A 20747-nucleotide genomic window follows, 5' to 3' on the forward strand; every position below is an offset into this window, starting at 1 on the left:
GACTATTCGTGCTAAATCTTTGATGTCATTCGTGATGCCCGCTTGTTGTCTCGGGGCGGTCGCGTCCGGTGACACTCCCGCTGGTGGCATAGACGGGCGGTTCCGCCCTCCCAGTCCGCCGTAGCGTCCGTACTCATATCTGCAGAAGAAGATCGATGACCCATGCTCGTTTACGCCGGCTCGCACCGGCGACCCTCTTGACCGTCGCGGTTCTCGCCTCGACTCTGACTGCCTGTAACAGCTCCGACCCGTCCGGAGAGTCTGAGGTCGACTTCCAACCCGGCACCGTGGTGCGGGTAATCGATGGCGACACCCTCGTCATCAACTTCGACGGCGATGACCAGACGGTCCGCCTGTTGAACGTGGACACACCGGAGACGAAGCATCCTGACAAGCCTGTCGAGTGCCTCGGCCCGGAGGCTACGGAGAAACTCGAATCGTTGACGCCACCTGGAACGCAGGTCGGCCTCGACTTCGACGTCGAGCGGACGGATAAGTACGACCGCGTGCTGGCCGCCGTGTTCATCGAGGACCAGACCCTGGTCAACGCAGAAATTGCACGTGTGGGCCTTGGCGTTCCCGTTCTCATCGAGCCGAACAAGAAGTACTACGACGAGGTGCAAGCCGCATACAACGAAGCGACCGCCCAGAAGGTCGGATTGATGGACGTCGCTGCAGAGTGCACCGTCCCGGCAGAAGTGGCCGATGCCATGGAGGCGCTCACTGCGGCAACCGAGGCTCCTGTCGGCGACACAGCATCAGCAGCCGCCGCGACCGCTGCCGGCATTCTTGCCGCCCTGGCGACCGCCAAGGCCGTCCGGGAAACTCTCGAAGCAGGCAAGGACACGGTCCGCGTCCTCGCCATCGGAGCTGATCGCACTGGCGAATTGGTGCGTGATCTCAACATACGGATCACCAGAGGTGAACGGTCATTGGCCAGCGCCAACACCAAAGCGACCTCGCTCGAGAAAGCAGAAGAGGCAGCCCAAGCTGCAGCCGCCAAAGCAGAGGCAGCCAAGGCGGTCGAAGCCGCCCGCATCGAGGCCGAGCGCATTCAGGCAGAGGCTGCGGAAGCCGCGCGTGTCGAGGCAGAACGTGTCCAGGCAGAAGCCGACGCTCGCGCCGAAGCCGATCGATTGGCCGCCGAAGCCGCAGCAATCGCCGAGCAGGAGCGGATTCGGAACCTTCCGCCCGCACCCGAGCCCTACATTCCACCCGCAGCGCCGTACGTCCCTCCGGCTCCCCCTGCGGCGGCGGATCCCTATCCCGGTTACACGGGCCCCCGCTGCTACGCACCTGGCGGGAAGACCTACCGCCCCTGTTGAGCGTGGGCGGAGACCAATTCCAGCCGCTGAACTACGAAAACAGCCTTCGTCCCAACGTTGTGACCGGTTCGAAGGCGCGACATTCGGGCCACCAGTAAAGCAGGACGGCGGTTCGCTGCGTTCCCCGGCTACGAATGCCACTCGATTGCACTCATCACTTGCTGCCCGATGCGCCCGATTGCCGCATCGGTGCTCGAATCACCACAGGAGAATGCAGCCAGCTGAGAAGAGACCGCGGCGGCAAGACCGTCCCAGGAGATCCAGCAGAGGACGTCGTCGATTCTCTCGAGCAGCTCCGTTTCTTCGATTTCGATATCACCCGCTCTGAGCAGGACAGCGGGAAGATGCGTTCGTATCGCTTCCAGGATCGACAGCTTGCCCAGCCCCTGCACCGACACAGGCGGTTCGACGCCGAGGAGGAAGAGGAGAGGGATCCGCTCCGCCGCGTTGCTCATGACCGCGACGTACTCCCGCGCGAGCTGCTCGGGCTGGAACGAGCTCGTCCTGATGCGCTTCGCCTCGACGAAGGTGAAGACGTCAGGCGTCGTGACGATCGCATCCGGTTGGACGATGAACTTCCGCCCTGCGGCCCCCGCCGCGTTGACCGACATGTCGCCGGGTAGCAAGGACATCACGGCGGACTCCGCCTGATCAGCCAGGAGTGCTCGGGTAGCGACTGCGCCCGAGCAGGTCAGGATGACCTGCCCGAAGAACTGGTCCCTCGGCAGGAGATCCAACCCCATCAGCACCTCTGCCGTGAGCACGTTCTCCATGCCGCGCCCGCCGGCTCGGTACTTGACGGCCTTCTCCCACGAGATCTCCTCCAGGAGCCGCGCGATCATGGAAGGCTGCAATACATCGTTGTCCATGGCTACATCCTCCCGGATGGCTACGCCAGGACGGGCACGGCGGGAAGGCCGGCCGTCCCGCCGCAAGGTTCATCCTCACGGGTCAGGAGTGGACCAGACGTCCAGCACTCATACCCCGTCACCTGCGTTCCGAGCCGGTCAGGAACCACCGCAACGAGGCCCGATGACGCCCCGGCTAGACTTCTGACGATGAGCACTGAACTGGGTGGGCCGGCTTCGTGACGAGCAGCGCCACGGGGAATTCCAAACGTCCACCGACTGCACAGGCTTTCGTGCTCGCGGAGCTCCGGCGCGCGATTATCGCCGGGGAGTTCCTGCCCGGACAGCCGCTCCGCCAGGACGCGCTCGCGGAACGTTTCGGCGTGAGCCGGGTCCCCCTCCGTGAGGCTCTCAAGACCCTCGAGTCCGAGGGGCAGGTCCTCTACGAACCCCACCGCGGCCATAGGGTCGCAACCCTCTCCCTCACAGACCTGCTGGAGGTGTATCGGATCCGCCAGCTCCTCGAAGGAGAGGCGACGCGGGTCGCGCTGGTGAGGGATCTCAGCAGCACCGTTCTAAACGATCTCAAGGCTGCTGCCCGGGACGTCGAGACAGCGAGCGCCGAGGGGGACCTGCTGAAGATGACCGAGGCGAACCGGCGGTTCCATTTCGTGCTTGTCGAGGCAGCCGGGATGCCGCGTCTGGAACGGATCATCAAGATCCTGTGGGACGCCACCGACGCCTACAGGTTCGTCTACTACGGATCGGCTTCGAACCGCTCACGGGTAGAGCATGAACATGCCCTGATGATCGACGCCTTCGCGGAACGGGATGCCGAGAAGCTCATCCTCCTGCTCGATGAGCACCGCGAGCACGCTGTGCAGGCCCTGCGAACCTTCCTGGAAGCCGAGTCCGTGCGAGAGGGCTGACGGAAGGAAGCCTGCTGAACAAGTTCTGTGATGTGGGTTACATCCTGTCGAAAAATTGTATACAGTCTCCAGAGAGGTGCACCGAAGGACCTCGGCACCACCAGGTGCCCACGCTTTCTGCCCAATGAATCGGAGATGCTTCCTTTGGCTGACTGGCTTGGTTTGAAGGATCAGCGCGTGCTGGTGGCCGGCGCCGGCGGCATCGGCGCCGCCTGCACGGAGGCCTTCCTCGAGGCCGGCGCGCGTCTGGTCGTCGCGGATCAGAGCGCGGAACGCCTGGCGGACTTCGCCGGTACTGCTGGCACCGTTACCGCCGATCTGACGACCACGAGCGGCTGCGAGCAGGCCGTCCACGCCGCTCAGACGGAACTCGGTGGCCTCGATATCCTCGTCCACGCGGTCGGCATCAACAACCGGGTGCCCATCCTCGACACCACGGACGAGGACTGGGACAAGATCATCGCCGTCAACCTCTCCAGTGCTTTCCGCCTCGGTCGCGCAGCCGGCCGGGTCATGGTCGACGCCCGGTACGGCAGGCAGATCTACTGCTCCTCCGTATCGAGCCTGCTTGCCCATCCCGACCATGGGCCTTATGCCGCGAGCAAGGGGGGATTGAACCAGCTCATCCGGGTCATGGCCCGTGAATGGGCGGCCAGCGGGGTGACGGTCAATGCGATCGCCCCGGGCTACGTCGATACGGCCCTGACCAGCGCTCATCTCGGCCGTCCGGGCGTCCGCGAGCACTATACGGGCATGGTTCCGGCCGGCCGATTGGGTACCGTCGACGACCTCACCGGCCCCGTGCTCTACCTCGCATCACGGCAGGCAGCCTTCGTCACCGGGCACGTCCTCTATGTGGACGGGGGGCGGACTCTTGTCTGATACCACCGAAAGCGCCAGGCCGCAGGCCGCAGGCCGGTTTCCCCTCCTGACCCCAGCTGAACTCTCCGACGAACAGCGCGCTGTCTACGACTCCATCGCGGGCCCCCCGCGCGGCAACGGCGCGTTCACGATGATCTACGACGACGGCGCCCTGGCGGGCCCGTTCAACGCGCTGCTCTTCGCCCCCGCGATCGGCAACGCCGTCCAGGCGCTCGGTGCGGTGCTGCGCTTCGGCGGGACCCTCGACGGGCGGCTGCGCGAACTGATCATCTGCGCGATTTCCGCAGAGCTCGACTCGGCGTACGAGTGGTATGCCCACAGCCGGGTGGCGGCGACAGTGGGCATCGACGGGACCGAGCTGGAACACCTCCGGAACGGCAGCGTGCCGCCCACCCTCTCCCCCACCGAACGCGCGGCACTCGACTTCACCCGGGCGCTTCTCCGAGGCACCTCCGTCGACGACGAGGTCCACGCCCGGGTCCTCGGGCACATCGGGCACCCGGGCGTGGCCGAGCTCTCGCTGCTCATCGGCTACTACCGGATGCTCGCCGGGCTGCTCGCCGCCGGAGACGTCCCCGCGCCAGGCCCCCGATCCGGCACCGTCCCGACCCCCGTCCCCCCTACCCAGCCAGCAATCATCAACGACAAAGGAGAACAGCCTTGATTACGAAACAACGAAGCCGGAAGCGTCTTTGCGCGGCAGCACTGATCGCCCCCGCCCTGTTCCTTTCGGCCTGCGGCAGCCCCGAGCCCAGCTCGAGCGGCGGAGGAGGCGGAGCCGACTCCGGTGAAGGAGGATCACTCTCCATCGCGACCGGCGGCACCGGCGGCGTCTACTACCCCCTGGGCGGCGGCTTCGCCACGGTGATCCGCGACAACATCGAAGGCTACGACGCGACCGTGCAGGAAACCAACGCCTCCGTGGACAACATGCTCCTCATCCAGAACGGCTCGGCCCAGCTCGCCTTCTCCGTGGGCGACGTGGTCTCCGACGCGGTGGAAGGCGTCGGCGAATTCGAAGGCAACGCCATAGAGATCTGCTCACTCGGCAACATCTACAACAACTTCATGCAGGCCGTCAGCGTCGACGGAGCCGGAATCCAGTCCGTCGAGGACATGGCAGGGAAAGTCGTTTCCGTCGGGGCGCCCGGCTCCGCCACCGAGGTCGCAGCGCTGCGGATCCTCGAGGCGGCCGGCATCGACCCCGAGACCGGGGTGGAACGCCGCCAGCTCGGCGCCGCCGAAACCGTCGCTGCGCTGCGGGACGGCACCATCGACGCCGGATTCTGGTCCGGCGGGCTTCCCACGGGCGCGCTCATCGACCTCGCGAGTGACGGCGACATGGTGCTGGTTCCCATCGGCGAGTACGCCGAGCCACTGGCCTCCGAGTTCGGCGATTACTACGTCGCGGAGGACATCCCCGCCAACACCTACGAAGGCCAGACCGAGGCCGTTCCCGCCATCGCCTCGCCGAACCTGCTGGTGGCCAGCCCTTCGATGGACGAACAGCTCCAGGAGGACATCACCCGGACGATCTTCGAGAACGAGGAGGCCCTCATCCAGGTCCACCCCGCGGCCGAGGAACTCGATGCCGCCACCGCAGGCGACATCTCCTACATCGAGACCTGCCCAGGCGCTCAGACCTACTTCGACGAGGCCGCGGGCTAGGCCATGCGCAAGCCGGCCGCCGTCGTCGTCGTCTCCCTTGCATGCCTCGGCATCCTCGGGGGTCTGGGGTTCGTGCATTCGTCCGGCCAGCCGGACGTCTTCATCAGCATCACCAACGACGACGGCGAGCTGGCGAGTGTCCCGCTTGCCGGGACCAGCTTCTCCGTGAGCTACCGCAATTCGCTGTACGGCACCCGGGCCGAGGAACGCTACACCCTCGCCCCCGACGGCACTTTCGTCCTGGACCAGATCGCAGCCGACCAGCTCGCGGTGCTCGAGGAGTACTACGCCGTTCCCGGCGCCCCGTCGGCTGCCGGAGATGCCGATCGCCGGGAGTGGGTGGTGGAGCCGGACCCGGCGCGTCCCGCGGTGTTCGAGGAGCTCTCGATCGCAGCGACCGACCTCGGACAACGCACCCTGCACGTGCAAGGCGCTCCGCCGCTCGAACTGTGGAGCCTAGTTGAAGACGACAACCCGTTCGTTGAGTTACACCTCGAGGAGACACCATGACCGAGCGACCAGACGGCAATGGCGCCGTGAAGGCGCCTGCTAACGGCTCTGCCCCCAAGCACAAGGCACCCACGCCGCGCGAGCAGACGGACCTTGCGAGGGCGAAGGAGGACGAACCGGTCAGCCCGCTGGAGCGCGAGGAGTACATCGACGAAGAAGCGCTGATCGCCGAGTACGAGGCGGAGAAGCCGGCGCGGCACCTCAGCGGGACCCCTGGCCTGCTGATCAAGATCGCCGGTGCAGGGCTTTCGCTCCTGGCCCTCTACTGGGTCTTCAACCCCATGGCCACGCAGTTCTACCTCCCGCTGTTCCTCGGGATCGGCCTGTCCCTGACCTTCCTCGTCTACCGGGGCTGGGGACGGTCGGAAACCTCGAAGGCGAAGAAGTCGGGGGACAACCCGGGGATCGCTGACTGGGTCCTCGCGGTCGTGGCGCTGGTGCCGTTCCTGTACATCATCTCCGACTGGGACGGCTTCTTCCGGCGGGCGATCACACCCACCTACCTCGACCTGGCCATGGGCGTGATAGCCATTCTCGTGACCCTCGAGGCGTCGCGCCGGACCGTCGGAATCCTCGTGCCACTGGTGGTCGTGGGCTTCTTCGCCTATGCCTTCTTCGGCTCGTGGGTTCCCGCCCCGTTCAACACCTCGTCCTTCGACTGGGTCCGCCTCGTCGGACACAACGTCATGGGCACGCAGGGGCTCTTCGGTGTCCCCACCGACGTGGCAGCAACCTACATCATCCTGTTCACCATCTACGGAGCGGTCCTCGGGGCATCGGGGGCCACCAAGTTCTTCATCGATCTCTCCTTCTCCGCCTTCGGACAGTCCAAGTCCGGGCCGGGCCGCACGGTGACCCTCGCCGGATTCCTCCTGGGCACGGTCTCGGGCTCGGGCGTCGCCACGACCGTGACCCTCGGCGGTATCTCCTGGCCGCTGCTGCGCAAGGCCGGCTACCCGAAGGAACACGGCGGCGCCATTCTCGCCGCCGCCGGAATCGGCGCCATCATGTCCCCTCCCACCCTCGGTGCCGCAGCCTTCATCATCGCGGCGCTCCTGGGTGTGTCCTACCTCCAGGTGCTGATCTGGGCCACCATCCCCACCGTGCTCTACTACTTCGGCATCATCCTGGCCATCGAGATGGACGCACGCCGCTTCAAGACCAAGGCCGTGGACTTCGACGTCAAGCCGGTGGGCAAGCTGCTGCTGCGCTTCGGCTATCACTTCAGCTCCCTCGTCGCCATCGTCGTCTTCATGGCCATGGGCATGACGCCGTTCCGCGCCGTGGTCTACGCCACCTTCCTCGCCTTCGCCCTCAGCTTCCTCGAGCGCGACTCCTGGATGACTCCCCGGCGCATCTTCGACGCCCTGGCCACCGGTGCCACCGGAGCGCTGTCCGTCATCCCCGTCATGGCGGCGGCAGGGCTGATCGTCGGCGTCATGACCCTGACCGGGCTGGGCCTGAAACTCGCCAACATCATCGTGGACTTCGCCGGCGGGAGCCTGCTCCTGACGGCCATCTTCTCGGCGATATCGGTGATCCTCCTGGGGCTGGCCGTGCCCGTGACGGCAAGCTTCATCATCTCGTGGGTCATCATCGGCCCTGCCCTGCAGGACGTGGGCGTTCCCGCGTTCGCCGCAGCGATGTTCATCTTCTACTACTCCGTACTGAGTGAGGTTTCGCCTCCCACGGCACTCTCACCGTTCGCCGCATCCGCGATCACCGGCGGCAAGCCGATCCAGACCATGTGGCTCACCTGGCGCTACACCCTCTCGGCGTTCCTCGTACCGTTCATCTTCGTGCTCTCCGGCCCAGGCGTCGGGTTGCTGCTGCAGGGCGGCATCGGCACCATCGCCCTGGCCTTCACCGTCTCGCTCCTGGCGGTGGGCGCCCTCGCCGTGGCGACCGGAGCATGGCTGTTCGGCCCGGCCCGCTGGCCCGAACGCATCCTGCTCGGGCTGGGCTCGCTGCCGATGCTCGTCATGGAACCCATGTACATCGCCATCGGCGTGGGGATCATCGCCCTCGGGGTCGTGGTGCATCTCCTCGGCCTCAGGAGGCACGGAAAGGACTCCTCGGCGGATGCTGCCGGGACCACCTCGGGCAGGAGCATCCCCGAAGGAGCCGGATCAGCAGGCGCTGTCGACGGGGCGTCGGGCACCGGGGGCCGGGCTCCGCGTGCTGCCGACCCGGCGTGAGATCCACACAGCCGCCAGGTGCGGGCGGCACCCTGCTGCAGGCCGTCACCGTAACCACCCTCGGCGTGCTGCCCGCTTTCCTGGTCGGCGCGCTCGCCGTGCAGATCCGGGCCGATCTGGGCATCGGTCCGGCCGAGATGGGCATCGCTGCAGCCACCCTCTTCGCGGTCTCCGGGATCACCGCGCGGAGGCTCGGCCGATTCGTGCAGCGGATCGGAGCAGCCAGGGGGGTGGCGGCCTCGGCCGTCCTGGCTGCCGTGGCCCTCACCGGAGCCGGCCTGGCGCCGTCCTTCGGGGTGCTGATCGCCGCCCTCGTGGTGGGCGGACTGGCCAACGGCCTGGCCCAGCCTGCGGCGAACCTCGGGATATCCCGGGCCGTCAACCCGGGCCGGCTGGGACTGGCGTTCGGCATCAAGCAGTGTTCCATCCCCGCTGCCGGCCTGATCGGGGGCCTCGCCGTTCCGGGCATCGCGCTGGTTCTGGGCTGGCGCTACGCCTTCGCGCTGGGCGTCGTCCTGGCCGTGGCGCTGGCCCTGTGGGCCGGCTTCACCGCGCAGGGACCGGACCGCCCGACGTCGGGACCTGCGGCACCCGCCGACCGCGGGACACCCCTGCGCGGACTCGTGCTCGTCGCCATCGGCGCCGGGCTCGCGGCGGCCGCCGCGACCTCCATGGGCGTCTTCCTCGTCGATTCGGCGGTGGAATCCGGGATGTCGCCCAGCGCGGCAGGATACCTCTTCGCCGGCGCCGCGCTCCTGGGGCTGGTGATCCGCATCGTGCTCGGCGCACTCATGGACAGGTACCCGCACCGCAGCCCCTACGTCCTGGTGGCCAACCTGCTGACGGTCGGCGTGGGCGGCTACCTCCTCCTCGCCTTCGGCTCCTCCACGGCATTCCTCTGCGGAGCGCTGCTGACCTATGCCGCGGGCTGGACCTGGCCCGGACTCGTCCACTTCGCCGTGGTGCGCGACAACCGGCAGGGTGCCGCCTCGGCCACGGGGGTCCTGCAGACCGGGCTCTCCCTGGGCGCTGCCGCCGGTCCGCTGCTCTTCGGCTTCCTGGTCGCCGCCACCTCCTACCGCGTCGCCTGGCTGACCGCCGCCGTCGTCGCCCTGCTCGCCGCGGCGACGTTCCGGCTCGGCCGCCGGTCCATCCGCGCCGCACGGTCGGCAGCTGCCGCGCCGGAAGCCACTCCCCTTCCCTCCGCCAACGCTGGAGGACCCTCGATGAAAGGAAAGTCCCGATGACCGAACCGCTCCCGCACCTCTCCCCCGGACTCTGGGGGGTGCTGGCAACACCGTTCAGCGGCCCGGACCTCGATGTCGACACCGCCTCGCTCCGCCGTGAGGTCCAGCTGTACACCGCGCTGCCTGCCACCGGGATGGTGGTCCTCGGTGTCTTCGGTGAGGGTGCGTCGCTGACCGCTGCCGAGCAGTCCCTCACCGTCCGTACGGTCGCCGAGGAGGCGGGGAGCACCCCGCTCGTGGTCGGCCTGTCCGCCCGCACCACCGCCGTCGCCATCGAGCAGGCCTCCACCGCCGTCGAGGCCGCCGGCAGCAACCTCGCCGCGCTCATGGTGCAGGCGAACACGAGCGACCCGGACGTGCTGTCCGCCCACCTGACGGCCATCCACCGCGCCACGGGGGCGGGCATCGTACTGCAGGACTACCCGGTGGCGTCGGGCGTGAAGATCAGCGCCGACCAGATGCTGCACGTCCTCGGGACGTGCGATTTCATCGTCGCCGTGAAATCGGAGGCGCCCCCCACCGCGTCCGCGATCGCGAAGCTGACCCGTTCCACGGACGTTCCCGTCTACGGCGGGCTGGGCGGCGTGGGACTGCTGGACGAGCTCGCAGCCGGCGCGGCCGGCGCCATGACGGGGTTCTCCCACCCCGAAGGCCTGCAGATCGCGCTGACGGCCTTCGCCGACGGCGGTTTCCCCGCTGCCCGCGACGCCTTCGCGCCGTGGCTGCCCCTGGCGAACTTCGAGGGCCAGCCCGGGGTGGGCCTCGCCCTGCGCAAGGAGATCCTGCGCCGCCGTGGGATCATCGCCGACGCGTCGGTCCGGCCTCCCTCACCCTCGTTGCCGCGTGACCTCGCGGACCTGATCGCCGCACACCTCGACGCAGTACGAATGGAGATCGCCTGATGGACACCGGACTGACGGGAAAGAACGTGCTGGTGCCCGGAGCGAGCTCCGGGATCGGCCTTGCGATCGCGCAGGCCCTCGGCGCCGAGGGAGCCAACGTGGTCCTCGCCGCCCGCCGCGAGGACGTGGTGAAGGCCGAGGCGGCCCGCATCCCCTCCGCCGTCGGGATCGCCCTGGACCTGGACGACGACGGCGCCCCGGCGGCGCTGGTGGCGGCCGCGGAAGACGCGTTCGGGCCGATCGACGTCCTGGTCCTCAACAGCGGCGGACCTCCTCCCGGAGGTGCGGCCGACATCACCGATGTGCATGCCCTCGCCGCCGTGAACCAGCTGCTGCTCCAGCACCTGCGGCTCACCTCCCTGGTGCTCCCCGGCATGAGGGAGCGCGGCTGGGGGCGGATCGTGGCCGTGGGATCCAGCGGTGTGCAGCAGCCGCTGCCCAACCTCGCGCTGTCGAACCTCGGCCGTGCAGGGCTCGCGGGGTACCTCAAGACCCTGGCGGCCGAGGTCGCCGCCGACGGCGTGACCGTCAACATGGTGCTCCCCGGCCGCATCGACACCGAGCGCGTCGCGTCCCTGGACTCGGCCGCGGCCCAGCGGACCGGCGCCACCCCAGCCGAAGCGCGGGCTGCCTCCGAAGCCGGCATCCCGGCACGCCGGTACGGCACCCCGGCCGAGTTCGCCGCCGTCGTCACCTTCCTGGCCAGCGCACCGGCGTCGTACGTCACCGGAGAACAGCTCCGGTGCGACGGCGGCATGGTCCGCGCCTACTAGAACCTCCGCCTCCGACTCGAAAGGGCAGCGTCATGGCTCCCAGTATTCTGCACCTCTGTTCGACCACCTCCCCGGCTAGCGGTCCCGGGACCACCGGCACCGAGACCGCGGCAGTCGTCCACCCGCGGCGGGGTCTCGCACGGGTGTCCGATCTCCTGCCCGGCTTCACCGGTGACATCCTCGACGTCCTCACGGGGGATCTCCTCGGCGAGCTCGATGCTGCCGCGGAGACGGCCGACGACGCCGTCTTCAGCGATCCCGATGACGCCGTCTACGGCGCCCCCTACCGCCACCCCCGCATGCTCTGGGGCATCGGGCTGAACTATGTGGAGCACGCCTCCGACCTCTCCGAGGGCGTGCCCGAAGAACCGGCATCGTTCATCAAGGGCGACCACACCGTCATCGGACCGGGCGAGGCCATCCCCATTCCCGTGCAGAGCGAGCGCACCACCAGCGAAGCCGAAGTGGCGGTCGTCATCGGCAGGTACTGCCGTAACGTGGAACCCGAGGACGCACTGGACTACCTGGCCGGCGTCGTGCCCGTGCTGGACCAGACCGCCGAGGACATCCTGCAACGCAACCCGCGGTTCCTCACCCGCTCCAAGAACTTTCCCGGGTTCTTCTCCTTCGGCCCCCGGATCGTGCCGCTGGCCGAAGCCGTGGGTGGCGGAACGCTGGCCGACATGGAGGTCTCCACCGTGGTCAACGGCGAGGTGAGGCGCAGCAACACGGTGTCCCACATGCGCTACGACCCGGCGTACCTGATCAGTTTCCACAGCAAGGTGATGCCGCTGTATCCCGGGGACATCATCTCCACGGGAACACCGGGCGCCATCCACGTCACCCCCGGAGACACGGCCGAATGCCGCGTCGCCGGCGTCGGCGTGCTCAGCAACCCCGTCACTGCGTCCAGCTAGGGCTGCAGACCAACTCTTTTGGAGGACGAATCCCATTGAGCACGAATACGGACAGGCCACCGGCCGATACGACACCGGAAGGACACCCGACGCCCGGGCCACTGGAGGGGCTGAAGGTCGCGGACTTCTCGCGGGTGCTCGCCGGACCGTTCGCGTCCATGATGCTGGCGGATTTCGGGGCGGACGTCCTGAAGGTGGAGAGCCCGGCCGGAGACGACACGCGCTCCTGGGTTCCCCCGGTCGATGAGCACGGCGTCGGCACGTACTTCTCCAGCGTGAACCGGAACAAGCGCTCGGTGGTCTGCGACCTCCGCACCGACGAGGGACTGGCGAGGGCCCTCGCCATCGCGATGGAAGCCGACATCGTCATCGAGAACTTCCGCCCCGGGGTCATGCAGCGTTTCGGGCTGGACTACGCATCCCTCGTCGAACGCCGGCCGGACCTGGTGTACTGCTCCATCACCGGTTTCGGCAGCACCGGCGGGGCGCACCTGCCCGGCTACGACCTCCTCGTCCAGGCGGTGGGAGGGCTGATGAGCGTCACCGGGTCGCAGGACTCCGAGCCGAGCAAGGTGGGAGTGGCCCTGGTGGATGTGGTCACCGGCCAGAACGCCGTGGTGGGGATCCTCGCCGCACTGCGCTCCAGGGACGCCACCGGGAGGGGCCAGCGCGTGGAGGTCAACCTGCTGTCGTCCCTGCTCTCCGGACTGGTCAACCAGGCATCGAGCACCCTGGCGACCGGCCAGGCGCCCCAGCGGATGGGAAATGCCCACCCCAGCATCGCCCCCTACGAGACCCTGCTCACGGCCGACGGCCCTGTGGCGATCGCCGTCGGAACGGACAAGCAGTTCGAGTCGCTGGTCCGCGTCCTCGGCGTCCCGGACCTCGCCGTCGACCCCCGCTTCCGGGGCAACTCGCAGCGCGTCGCGCACCGGGACGCGCTGAAGGTCCTGCTCGAGGAACAACTCGGCACCAGGAGCGCCGTCGAATGGGCCCACCTCCTCAGTTCGGCGGGCGTGCCCGCCGGCAAGGTCAATTCCATTGCCGAGGCGCTCTCCCTCGCCGAGGACCTGGGGCTCACCCCGGTCGTCGAGATCACCGACCCCACCACGGGACGCACCAGTCAACAGGTGGCCAACCCGATCCGCCTCTCCGAGACGCCCGCGAGCTACACGCGGGTGCCTCCGCTCCTCGGGGAACACGACGGAGCAACGTTCACCTCCACCCTCCAGCCCGCCGCTACAGGAAAGTAGACCCATGACCGACCGTTCAGACCTTCTCGACATCGATGCACTCCTCACCGAGGACGAGCGTGCCCTGCGCGACCGCGTCCGCGGCTTCGTGGACACCGCCATCAAGCCGAACATCGCCGACTGGTACGACCGCGCGGAGTTCCCCCTGGAGATCGTCCCGCGCATGGCGGAACTCGGGCTCCTCGGCATGCACATCAAGGGTTACGGCTGCCCCGGCCGGAGCTCCGTCGAATACGGGCTCGCGGCCATGGAACTCGAGGCCGGCGACTCAGGGCTACGCACGTTCGTCAGCGTCCAGGGCTCCCTCGCGATGAGCGCCATCGCGAAGCACGGTTCGGAGGAGCAGAAGAACGAATGGCTCCCGAGGATGGCCGCCGGATCGGTGATCGGCTGCTTCGGCCTCACCGAACCCACCGGAGGCTCCGATCCCGGCAGCATGCTCACGTTCGCCAAGCGGGACGGCGACGACTGGATCCTCAACGGCAGCAAGCGCTGGATCGGACTCGCCTCCGTGGCGCAGGTGGCCATCATCTGGGCGATGACCGACGACGGCGTCCGCGGCTTCGTGGTACCGACCGACAGCCCGGGCTTCAAGGCCACCCCGATCGTCCAGAAGCTCTCCATGCGGGCGTCGATCCAGTGCGACGTCGAACTCACCGACATCCGGCTGCCCGGCACCGCACTGCTCCCCAACGCGAAGGGACTCCGCGGCCCCTTCGAGTGCCTCAACGAGGCCCGTTACGGCATCATCTGGGGCGCCATGGGAGCCGCACGCGACAGCTACTACGCCGCACTCGACTACTCGCTGGAGCGCCTGCAGTTCGGCCGACCGCTGGCCGGCTACCAGCTCACCCAGCTCAAGCTCGTGAACATGGCCCTGGAGATCAACAAGGGGATGCTGCTGGCCCTGCAGACGGGACGCCTCAAGGATGCCGGCACCCTGCAACCCCACCAGATCTCCGTGGGAAAGCTCAACAACTGCCGCGAGGCCATCGAGATCTGCCGGGAAGCACGCGCGATGCTCGGGGGGAACGGCGTGACGCTCGACTACTCCCCGCTGCGCCACGCGAACAACCTGGAGAGCGTGCGCACGTACGAGGGGACCGACGAGGTGCACACGCTGATCCTCGGCAGCCACATCACCGGCATCCCCGCGTTCCGGTAGCCGCATGAGGGAATCTTTTGCTCCCGCCGGCCGGGCCTCCGGAATCCGGCGGGGTCTCACCAGTTACGGCGACGAGGGGTTCTCGCTCTTCCTCCGCAAGGCCTTCATTAAGGGGGCCGGGTACTCGGACGACGCGCTGGACAAGCCGGTCATCGGCATCGTCAACACGGGCAGCGGCTTCAATCCGTGCCACGGCAACATGCCCGCGCTGCTCGACGCCGTCAAGCGGGGCGTGCTGATGGCCGGCGGCCTGCCCATCGATTTCCCGACCATCTCGCTCCACGAGAGCTTCTCCCAGCCCACCAGCATGTTCCTGCGCAACCTCATGTCGATGGACACCGAGGAGATGATCCGCGCGCAGCCCATGGACGCCGTGGTGCTCATCGGCGGCTGCGACAAGACGGTCCCCGCCCAGCTGATGGGCGCGGCGTCCGCGGGCGTCCCGGCGATCACGCTGGTCACGGGGTCCATGCTGACGGGCGGGCACCGCGGGCAGCGCGTCGGTGCGTGCACGGACTGCCGGGCGTTCTGGGGGAAGTTCCGCAGCGGCGAGATCGACCGCCAGGAGATCGACGACGTCAACTCGCGGCTCGTGGGAAGCGTCGGCACGTGCTCCGTCATGGGCACCGCCAGCACCATGGCCTGCCTCACGGAGGCCATGGGCATCGCCCTGCCCGGCAGCGCGAGCCCGCCCGCCGTGACGGCCGACCGCGTGCGGATCGCCGAACGGACTGGGACCCAGGCGGTGGCACTCGCCGCACGCGGCACGGACATGGGCACCGTGCTCACGCAGCAGGCCTTCGAGAACGGGCTCCGGGTCCTGCTGGCCATCGGCGGATCGACCAACGCGATCATCCACCTGACCGCCGTCGCCGGCCGCCTCGGAATCCGTCTCGGTCTCGAGGACCTGGACCGGATGAGCGCCGAGACACCCGTCCTGGCGGACCTGAAACCGACGGGCACCTACTACATGGAGGACTTCCATCGGGCCGGCGGCGTGCCCGCAGTCCTGCGCGAACTCGGGGACCTCATCCACCGTGACGCGCCGACGGTCACCGGCCGCACCCTGGGCGAGGAGCTGGACGCCGCGGGGCCGGGCTTCCCCTCGGACATCGTGCGGCCACTCACCGACCCCGTGTATCCGGAAGGCAGTCTCGCCGTCCTGCGCGGCAACCTCGCCCCGGGGGGCGCCATCATCAAGCAGGCAGCGGTGTCCCCCCACCTGCTGGAGCACACGGGCCGTGCCGTGGTCTTCGAGGACGCGGCAGACCTCGCGGCACGGATCGACGACGACGCCCTCGACGTCGCCGCCGAGGACATCCTCGTCCTGCGGAACATCGGCCCGGTCGGAGCACCCGGCATGCCCGAGGCCGGGTACCTCCCCATTCCCCGGAAGCTCGCCGCGCAGGGGGTGAAGGACATGGTGCGCATCTCGGACGGCCGGATGTCGGGAACCGCTGCCGGCGCCGTCGTCCTCCATGTCACGCCCGAGTCCGCGGTCGGCGGGCCGCTGCGGCTCGTGCAGACCGGCGACACCATCACCCTGAGCGTCAGCCGCCGCGCGATCCACCTCGACGTCTCCTCCGAGGAGCTGATGCGGCGCGAGGACGAGCTGGGCCCACCCCCTCCCCCGGCCGCCGCGCGCGGGTACCGGAAGCTGTACGTGTCGGAGGTGACCCAGGCCGACGAAGGGTGCGACTTCCGGTTCCTGCAGAGCACGGAACTCCCGGAGCGGGACGCTCCGCGGAGCCTCGTCCAGGAGCCGCGCTGAGCAGGCCCGCCTAGGGCACCTCACCGGGCCGGTGCGCCGCCGGGTCGAGTAGCTGCGCCAGGTGGATGCCGCGGCGGTCGCTCAGATCCTCGATCTGGGTCCGGCACGAGTATCCGTCCGCGAGCACCACGGCGTCCTCCGTGGTGGATCGGATGGCCGGCAGGAGCTGCTGCTCGGCGATCTGGACGGAGATCTCGTAGTGCCCCCGTTCCACGCCGAAGTTGCCGGCGAGCCCGCAGCATCCGCCCAGCTTCCGGACGGTCGCACCGGCCTGCTCCAGCAGGGCCGCGTCAGGGCTCCAGCCCATGACGGCGTGGTGGTGGCAGTGTGGCTGCGCCACCACCACGGTTCCGTCCAGGCGGGGCGGCTCGTAGCCGGGCACGGTGCCGAGGAATTCGGCGAGGGTCCGGGTGGACCGCGCCACGGCACGGGCCGCCTCGGTCCCCAGCAGTTCCACGGCATCCGATCTCAACACGCCCGTGCAGGACGGTTCGAGGCCGACGATCGGGATGCCCTCGGCGACGGACTGCTTCAGCACCTCCACGGTCGAATGCAGGGTCTTCCGCGCGGAGTCGAGCTGTCCCGTGGAGATCCAGGTCAGCCCGCAGCACAGCGGCTTCTCGGGAAGACGCACCTCATAGCCCGCTGCTTCGAGGACGCGTACCGCGGCCTGTCCTACCTCGGGGGAGAAGTTGTCGGTGAACGAATCGGCCCACAGCAGGACGGGCCGGGCGGCGGGCGTCGGGGACGGCTGACGGCCCCGGAACCAGGCGTGGAAGGTCTGGGGTGCGAACGCCGGGATGGTCCGGCGCTGGTCCACGCCGGCCAGCCGCAGACCGGCCTGGCGGATCCCGGGCAGCTGCATGAGGAAGTTCAGGGCCCGCGGTGCCCGCGCCGCGAGGCCGGCCCAGCGCGGCAGCCAGCCGAGCGAGTAATGCGATGCCGGACGCAGCCGGCCCTTGTAGCTCTGGTGGAGCACCTCGGCCTTGTACGCGGCCATGTCGGTTCCCGTGGGGCAGTCCGAGGAGCAGCCCTTGCAGGACAGGCACAGGTCGAGTGCGTCATGCACCTCGGCCGCGCGCCAGTCGGGTGTGCTTCCCCGTGGAGCGCCCCCGTTGATCATCTCCTGAAGCGCCCTGGCGCGGCCGCGGGTCGAGTCCTTCTCCTCGCGGGTCGCCAGGTAGGACGGGCACATCACGGCGCTGTTGTCCGCGTGCGCCGCACGGCACAGGCCCACGCCCGTGCAGCGGTGCACCGCCTGGCTGAAGTCGCCCGCATCGTGCTGGTAGCCGAACCCGAGACCGGTCCGCAGCGGTCCTGCCTCGGCCACGCGCACGTTCGCATCCAGTGGTTCGGGGTCCACGAGGATGCCGGGATTCAGGAGGTTGTCCGGGTCGAGGATCCCCTTCACCTTCCCGAACAGGCCGATGGCCGCGGGGGAATACATGTACGGGAGGAGTTCGCTGCGGGCCCGCCCGTCCCCGTGCTCGCCCGAGAGGGAGCCTCCGTAGCGGGCGACCAGTACCGCCGCGTCGGTCAGGAACGCGCGGAACGCCGCAGCGCCGTCGTCGCGCTGGAACGGGAAATCGAGCCGGATGTGGACGCAGCCGTCCCCGAAGTGCCCGAAGGGGAACCCGGTGAGGGAATGCGCGAGGAGGAGCTCGTCGAACTCGCGGAGGTAGTCCCCGAGGCTTTCGGGCGGCACCGCGGAGTCCTCCCAGCCGGCATGCGCGGGGGCGCCTGCCGGCGACCGCCCGGCGAGCCCTCCCCCGTCCTCGCGGATGCGCCACAGGGCGGCGGCCTGCCGCGCATCCGTGATGATCCTCGAATGCCGGGCGGCATCGATGCCGGCGACGAGCCCGGCGCGGTGGGCCACCTCGAGCGGGTCATCGCCGGACACCTCCACGAACAGCCAGGCCGCACCCCCCGGCAGCTCGGGAACGGCCTGCGGGCCCTTGCGGGTCCGCACCACCTGGACGATCCGGGAGTCGAGTCCTTCGCAGGCGGTGGGCGCGAACGGCAGCACCGCGGGAACGGCGTCGCCGGCGGCCCCGATGTCGGGGAAACCCAGCACCACCATGGTCTTGTGCGGCGCGTCGGCCACGAGGCGCACGCCCGCCTCCAGGACGACGGCGAGGGTCCCCTCGCTGCCGACGAGTGCCCGCCGCAGGTCGAAGCCGCGCTCCGGCAGCAGGTGCTCCAGCGAATAGCCGGATACCTGGCGCCCGAACCGGCCCAGTTCGGTGCGGATCGTGCCCAGCTCCGCGCCGACCAGCGAGCGCAGCGCATCGGTCTCCGGCGACGACGGCGTGCCGTCCGGACCCAGGCGGAGCCGCGTGCCGGATCCGGTGACGACGTCGAGGTGCGTCACGTTGTCCGCGGTGCGCCCGTAGGCGAGAGCGCGTGAACCGCACGCGTTGTTGCCGATCATCCCGCCCACGGTGCAGCGCGTGTGCGTGGAGGGATCGGGGCCGAACCGCAGGCCCTGGGCCAGCGCCACCTTCTGCAGCGTCGCATGGACCGCCCCGGGCTCGACGACGGCGGTGCGCGCTTCGGCATCGAACTCGAGGACCCGGTTCAGGTGCCGGCTGAAATCGACGACGACGCCGCGGCCGATCGCGTTGCCTGCCAGGGAGGTGCCGGCACCGCGGGACGTGAGCGGGACTCCGCGTTCCCGGCACACCTCGAGGGTGGTGAGCACCTCGTCCAGGTGCCGCGGGAAGACGACGGCGGCCGGCTGCACCCGGTACAGCGACGCGTCGCTCGAGTAGACGGCCCGCGAGGTCGCATCATCCCGCACATCCTGCACGCCGCGGGCCTGGAGCTCCGGGACGAGGGACCGGGGTGCCGAAAGCATCATTGCCATAAGTAACATGTTAATCACTTGTGATGTCCCTCTCCTCCACGGCTCCGGCCACCGATCCTGTAAGGAGCTCCATGACGTACGTCGTCCCGGTTCCACCGCTCCCGAGCCTCCCGATCAGTGGTGGGGCGCTCTTTCCCGTGCGGCGCGTGTTCTGCGTAGGCCGCAACTACGGCGACCATGCGCGCGAGATGGGCGCCGATCCCGTCCGGGAACCCCCGTTCTTCTTCCTGAAGCCCGCCGACGCGGTCTTCACGCCGCAGCCCGCTGCGGCGTCGGGCGATGTCATGCCGGCAGTCCCCTACCCGCCGCAGACGGCGGACCTCCACCACGAGGTCGAACTCGTCGTGGCACTGGGGCAGGGCGGCGCCGACCTCGACCCGGCGGACGCCCTCGAGCTCGTGTGGGGCTACGGCGTCGGAGTGGATCTGACCCGACGCGATCTGCAGGCCGAGGCGAAGAACCTCCGGCGTCCGTGGGATCTCGCGAAAGGCTTCGATTTCTCCGGCCCGTGTTCGCCGCTTCGACCGGTCAGCGAGGTGGAGCATCCCGCGCAGGGCCGGATCTGGCTCAGCGTGGACGGGGCGCTCCGGCAGGAGGGAGATCTCGGTGACCAGATCTGGAGCGTGCCCGAGATCATCGCGCACCTCTCCCGGTCCGTCACCCTGCGTCCCGGCGATCTCATCTTCACCGGCACTCCGGCGGGCGTGGGGGCGCTGACCCGCGGAAGCACGGTGACGGCCGGCATCGACGGCGTGGCCGAGCTCTCCTTCACCGTCGAGTGAGCCGGACACCACCGCGTCAGGCCACCCGACAGCCCCTCGCCGATCAGGTCCACAGCGCACTGCTCGGGCAGCTTCTCGACGGCCGGCGGAAACCGGACGAGGTACTCAACCTCGTGTATCTCGCGCGGGAGTTCGAGGTCAGCCAGACGCCCGTGCGGGAAGCACTCGCCAGGCTCGAACACACAGGGCTGGTGCTTCGGGAAGCCCACAAGGGGTACCGGGTGGCACCGCTGTTCAGCATGGACGAGCTGCGGAAGGTCATGGACGCCCGCCTGGTCCTCGAGCCGGCCCTCGCCTATGAGGCAGCCCTGCGGGTGACCCCCGAATTCCTCGAGCGCCTGGCAGGGACCATCGGCAACCTCGAGACCGGCGCCCAGGGTCCCGACAGCCCTTCGGTCACGAGCTTCCTCCGGGCGGATGAGCAGTTCCACGCGGCCATCGCCCACCAGGCCGACAATTCGTTCCTCGAGGACGCCTGGAGATCCTTCGGTGGCCAGGCGCAGCGCTTCCGGTTGTATGCCAGGACCAACTCGACGGCGCCCACCACCACCGCGGCCGAGCACCGTGCGATCCTCGACGCCTTCACCAGGCGCGATGCGGAGGGTGCATCCTCCGCCATCCGGGTGCATATCGAGAACGCCAAGGTCCGCGCCCTGCAGGACCGCCGGGTGGTCGCCTCGGAGGACTAAGGACTGAGGACGAGAGCCGGGC

At 68.9% G+C, this 20747-nt stretch carries 18 protein-coding genes; 16 read left to right on the plus strand and 2 right to left on the minus strand.

All coding sequences use genetic code 11. The annotated features are described in order from the left end of the window. The first annotated feature begins 155 nt into the window (after positions 1–155). Entirely contained in the window at positions 156–1325 is a 1170-nt protein-coding gene (locus tag RY94_RS16835) for a thermonuclease family protein (RefSeq protein WP_052274179.1), read from the plus strand. 128 nt (positions 1326–1453) lie between these two features. On the opposite strand, the gene RY94_RS09035 is transcribed toward RY94_RS16835, so the two are convergent. Then, positions 1454–2194 (minus strand): hypothetical protein, encoded by a 741-nt coding sequence (locus RY94_RS09035; RefSeq protein ID WP_043444273.1) that lies wholly within the window; start codon positions 2192–2194, stop codon positions 1454–1456. Between the two features lie 272 nt (positions 2195–2466). On the opposite strand from RY94_RS09035, the gene RY94_RS09040 reads away from it, so the two are divergent. The 13 genes from RY94_RS09040 (at position 2467) to RY94_RS09100 (ending at position 16388) form a co-directional block, all read left to right on the plus strand. Beyond that, positions 2467–3102, plus strand: coding sequence for a GntR family transcriptional regulator (locus RY94_RS09040; RefSeq protein WP_231554477.1), 636 nt, complete (start codon positions 2467–2469; stop codon positions 3100–3102). A 177-nt stretch (positions 3103–3279) separates the two neighbouring features. Then, positions 3280–3984 (plus strand): SDR family NAD(P)-dependent oxidoreductase, encoded by a 705-nt coding sequence (locus tag RY94_RS09045; RefSeq protein WP_231554478.1) that lies wholly within the window; start codon positions 3280–3282, stop codon positions 3982–3984. Next, complete coding sequence (locus RY94_RS09050; protein ID WP_231554479.1) at positions 3977–4648, plus strand: carboxymuconolactone decarboxylase family protein; 672 nt, start codon at positions 3977–3979, stop codon at positions 4646–4648. Before RY94_RS09045 ends, RY94_RS09050 begins: the two co-directional genes overlap by 8 nt. Continuing rightward, the gene (locus RY94_RS09055; protein WP_043444279.1) at positions 4645–5652 is read left to right on the plus strand and encodes a TAXI family TRAP transporter solute-binding subunit; all 1008 of its coding nucleotides are present in this window, start codon (positions 4645–4647) and stop codon (positions 5650–5652) included. The genes RY94_RS09050 and RY94_RS09055 overlap by 4 nt, the downstream gene beginning before the upstream one ends. A 3-nt stretch (positions 5653–5655) precedes the next feature. Continuing rightward, the gene (locus RY94_RS09060) at positions 5656–6162 is read left to right on the plus strand and encodes a hypothetical protein (protein WP_043444281.1); all 507 of its coding nucleotides are present in this window, start codon (positions 5656–5658) and stop codon (positions 6160–6162) included. Continuing rightward, positions 6159–8360 carry a TRAP transporter permease gene (locus RY94_RS09065; RefSeq protein ID WP_082046206.1) on the plus strand — a complete coding sequence of 734 codons (2202 nt, stop codon included), beginning with the start codon at positions 6159–6161 and terminating at the stop codon, positions 8358–8360. Before RY94_RS09060 ends, RY94_RS09065 begins: the two co-directional genes overlap by 4 nt. Then, complete coding sequence (locus tag RY94_RS09070) at positions 8357–9607, plus strand: MFS transporter (RefSeq protein ID WP_052274180.1); 1251 nt, start codon at positions 8357–8359, stop codon at positions 9605–9607. Before RY94_RS09065 ends, RY94_RS09070 begins: the two co-directional genes overlap by 4 nt. Continuing rightward, a complete protein-coding gene (locus RY94_RS09075; RefSeq protein ID WP_043444282.1) occupies positions 9604–10509 on the plus strand; it encodes a dihydrodipicolinate synthase family protein in 906 nt (301 codons plus the stop codon). The genes RY94_RS09070 and RY94_RS09075 overlap by 4 nt, the downstream gene beginning before the upstream one ends. Next, positions 10509–11282 (plus strand): SDR family oxidoreductase, encoded by a 774-nt coding sequence (locus tag RY94_RS09080; protein WP_043444284.1) that lies wholly within the window; start codon positions 10509–10511, stop codon positions 11280–11282. The genes RY94_RS09075 and RY94_RS09080 overlap by 1 nt, the downstream gene beginning before the upstream one ends. Positions 11283–11314: 32 nt before the next feature. Continuing rightward, complete coding sequence (locus RY94_RS09085; RefSeq protein ID WP_082046207.1) at positions 11315–12199, plus strand: fumarylacetoacetate hydrolase family protein; 885 nt, start codon at positions 11315–11317, stop codon at positions 12197–12199. A 35-nt stretch (positions 12200–12234) separates the two neighbouring features. Further along, entirely contained in the window at positions 12235–13452 is a 1218-nt protein-coding gene (locus RY94_RS09090; protein ID WP_442853445.1) for a CaiB/BaiF CoA transferase family protein, read from the plus strand. Between the two features lie 4 nt (positions 13453–13456). Continuing rightward, positions 13457–14617, plus strand: coding sequence for an acyl-CoA dehydrogenase family protein (locus RY94_RS09095; protein ID WP_043444286.1), 1161 nt, complete (start codon positions 13457–13459; stop codon positions 14615–14617). Positions 14618–14621: 4 nt separating this feature from the next. Beyond that, positions 14622–16388, plus strand: coding sequence for an IlvD/Edd family dehydratase (locus RY94_RS09100; protein WP_043444288.1), 1767 nt, complete (start codon positions 14622–14624; stop codon positions 16386–16388). 10 nt (positions 16389–16398) lie between these two features. Here the strand turns inward: RY94_RS09100 and RY94_RS09105 are convergent, their stop codons facing one another. Further along, positions 16399–19254: an FAD-binding and (Fe-S)-binding domain-containing protein gene (locus tag RY94_RS09105; RefSeq protein ID WP_043444289.1), complete on the minus strand. Its 2856-nt coding sequence runs from the start codon at positions 19252–19254 to the stop codon at positions 16399–16401. A gap of 71 nt (positions 19255–19325) precedes the next feature. On the opposite strand from RY94_RS09105, the gene RY94_RS09110 reads away from it, so the two are divergent. Both RY94_RS09110 and RY94_RS09115 read left to right on the plus strand, forming a co-directional pair. Continuing rightward, positions 19326–20036, plus strand: a complete 711-nt coding sequence (locus tag RY94_RS09110) for a fumarylacetoacetate hydrolase family protein (protein ID WP_043444292.1) — start codon at positions 19326–19328, stop codon at positions 20034–20036. Next, the gene (locus tag RY94_RS09115; protein WP_043444294.1) at positions 20033–20725 is read left to right on the plus strand and encodes a GntR family transcriptional regulator; all 693 of its coding nucleotides are present in this window, start codon (positions 20033–20035) and stop codon (positions 20723–20725) included. Before RY94_RS09110 ends, RY94_RS09115 begins: the two co-directional genes overlap by 4 nt. The last annotated feature ends 22 nt before the right edge of the window (positions 20726–20747 follow it).

This window comes from Arthrobacter sp. L77, assembly GCF_000816565.1.
In the GTDB taxonomy this organism is placed as follows: Bacteria; Actinomycetota; Actinomycetes; order Actinomycetales; family Micrococcaceae; genus Arthrobacter_D; species Arthrobacter_D antioxidans.

What these genes read in the sequence shown, in the direction of transcription:
- RY94_RS16835 (WP_052274179.1), top strand. Translation starts at nt 156, where the DNA reads ATGACCCATGCTCGTTTACGCCGGCTCGCACCGGCGACCCTCTTGACC.
- RY94_RS09035 (WP_043444273.1), bottom strand. Translation starts at nt 2,194, where the DNA reads ATGGACAACGATGTATTGCAGCCTTCCATGATCGCGCGGCTCCTGGAG.
- RY94_RS09060 (WP_043444281.1), top strand. Translation starts at nt 5,656, where the DNA reads ATGCGCAAGCCGGCCGCCGTCGTCGTCGTCTCCCTTGCATGCCTCGGC.
- RY94_RS09065 (WP_082046206.1), top strand. Translation starts at nt 6,159, where the DNA reads ATGACCGAGCGACCAGACGGCAATGGCGCCGTGAAGGCGCCTGCTAAC.
- RY94_RS09075 (WP_043444282.1), top strand. Translation starts at nt 9,604, where the DNA reads ATGACCGAACCGCTCCCGCACCTCTCCCCCGGACTCTGGGGGGTGCTG.
- RY94_RS09080 (WP_043444284.1), top strand. Translation starts at nt 10,509, where the DNA reads ATGGACACCGGACTGACGGGAAAGAACGTGCTGGTGCCCGGAGCGAGC.
- RY94_RS09085 (WP_082046207.1), top strand. Translation starts at nt 11,315, where the DNA reads ATGGCTCCCAGTATTCTGCACCTCTGTTCGACCACCTCCCCGGCTAGC.
- RY94_RS09095 (WP_043444286.1), top strand. Translation starts at nt 13,457, where the DNA reads ATGACCGACCGTTCAGACCTTCTCGACATCGATGCACTCCTCACCGAG.
- RY94_RS09100 (WP_043444288.1), top strand. Translation starts at nt 14,622, where the DNA reads ATGAGGGAATCTTTTGCTCCCGCCGGCCGGGCCTCCGGAATCCGGCGG.
- RY94_RS09105 (WP_043444289.1), bottom strand. Translation starts at nt 19,254, where the DNA reads ATGGCAATGATGCTTTCGGCACCCCGGTCCCTCGTCCCGGAGCTCCAG.
- RY94_RS09110 (WP_043444292.1), top strand. Translation starts at nt 19,326, where the DNA reads ATGACGTACGTCGTCCCGGTTCCACCGCTCCCGAGCCTCCCGATCAGT.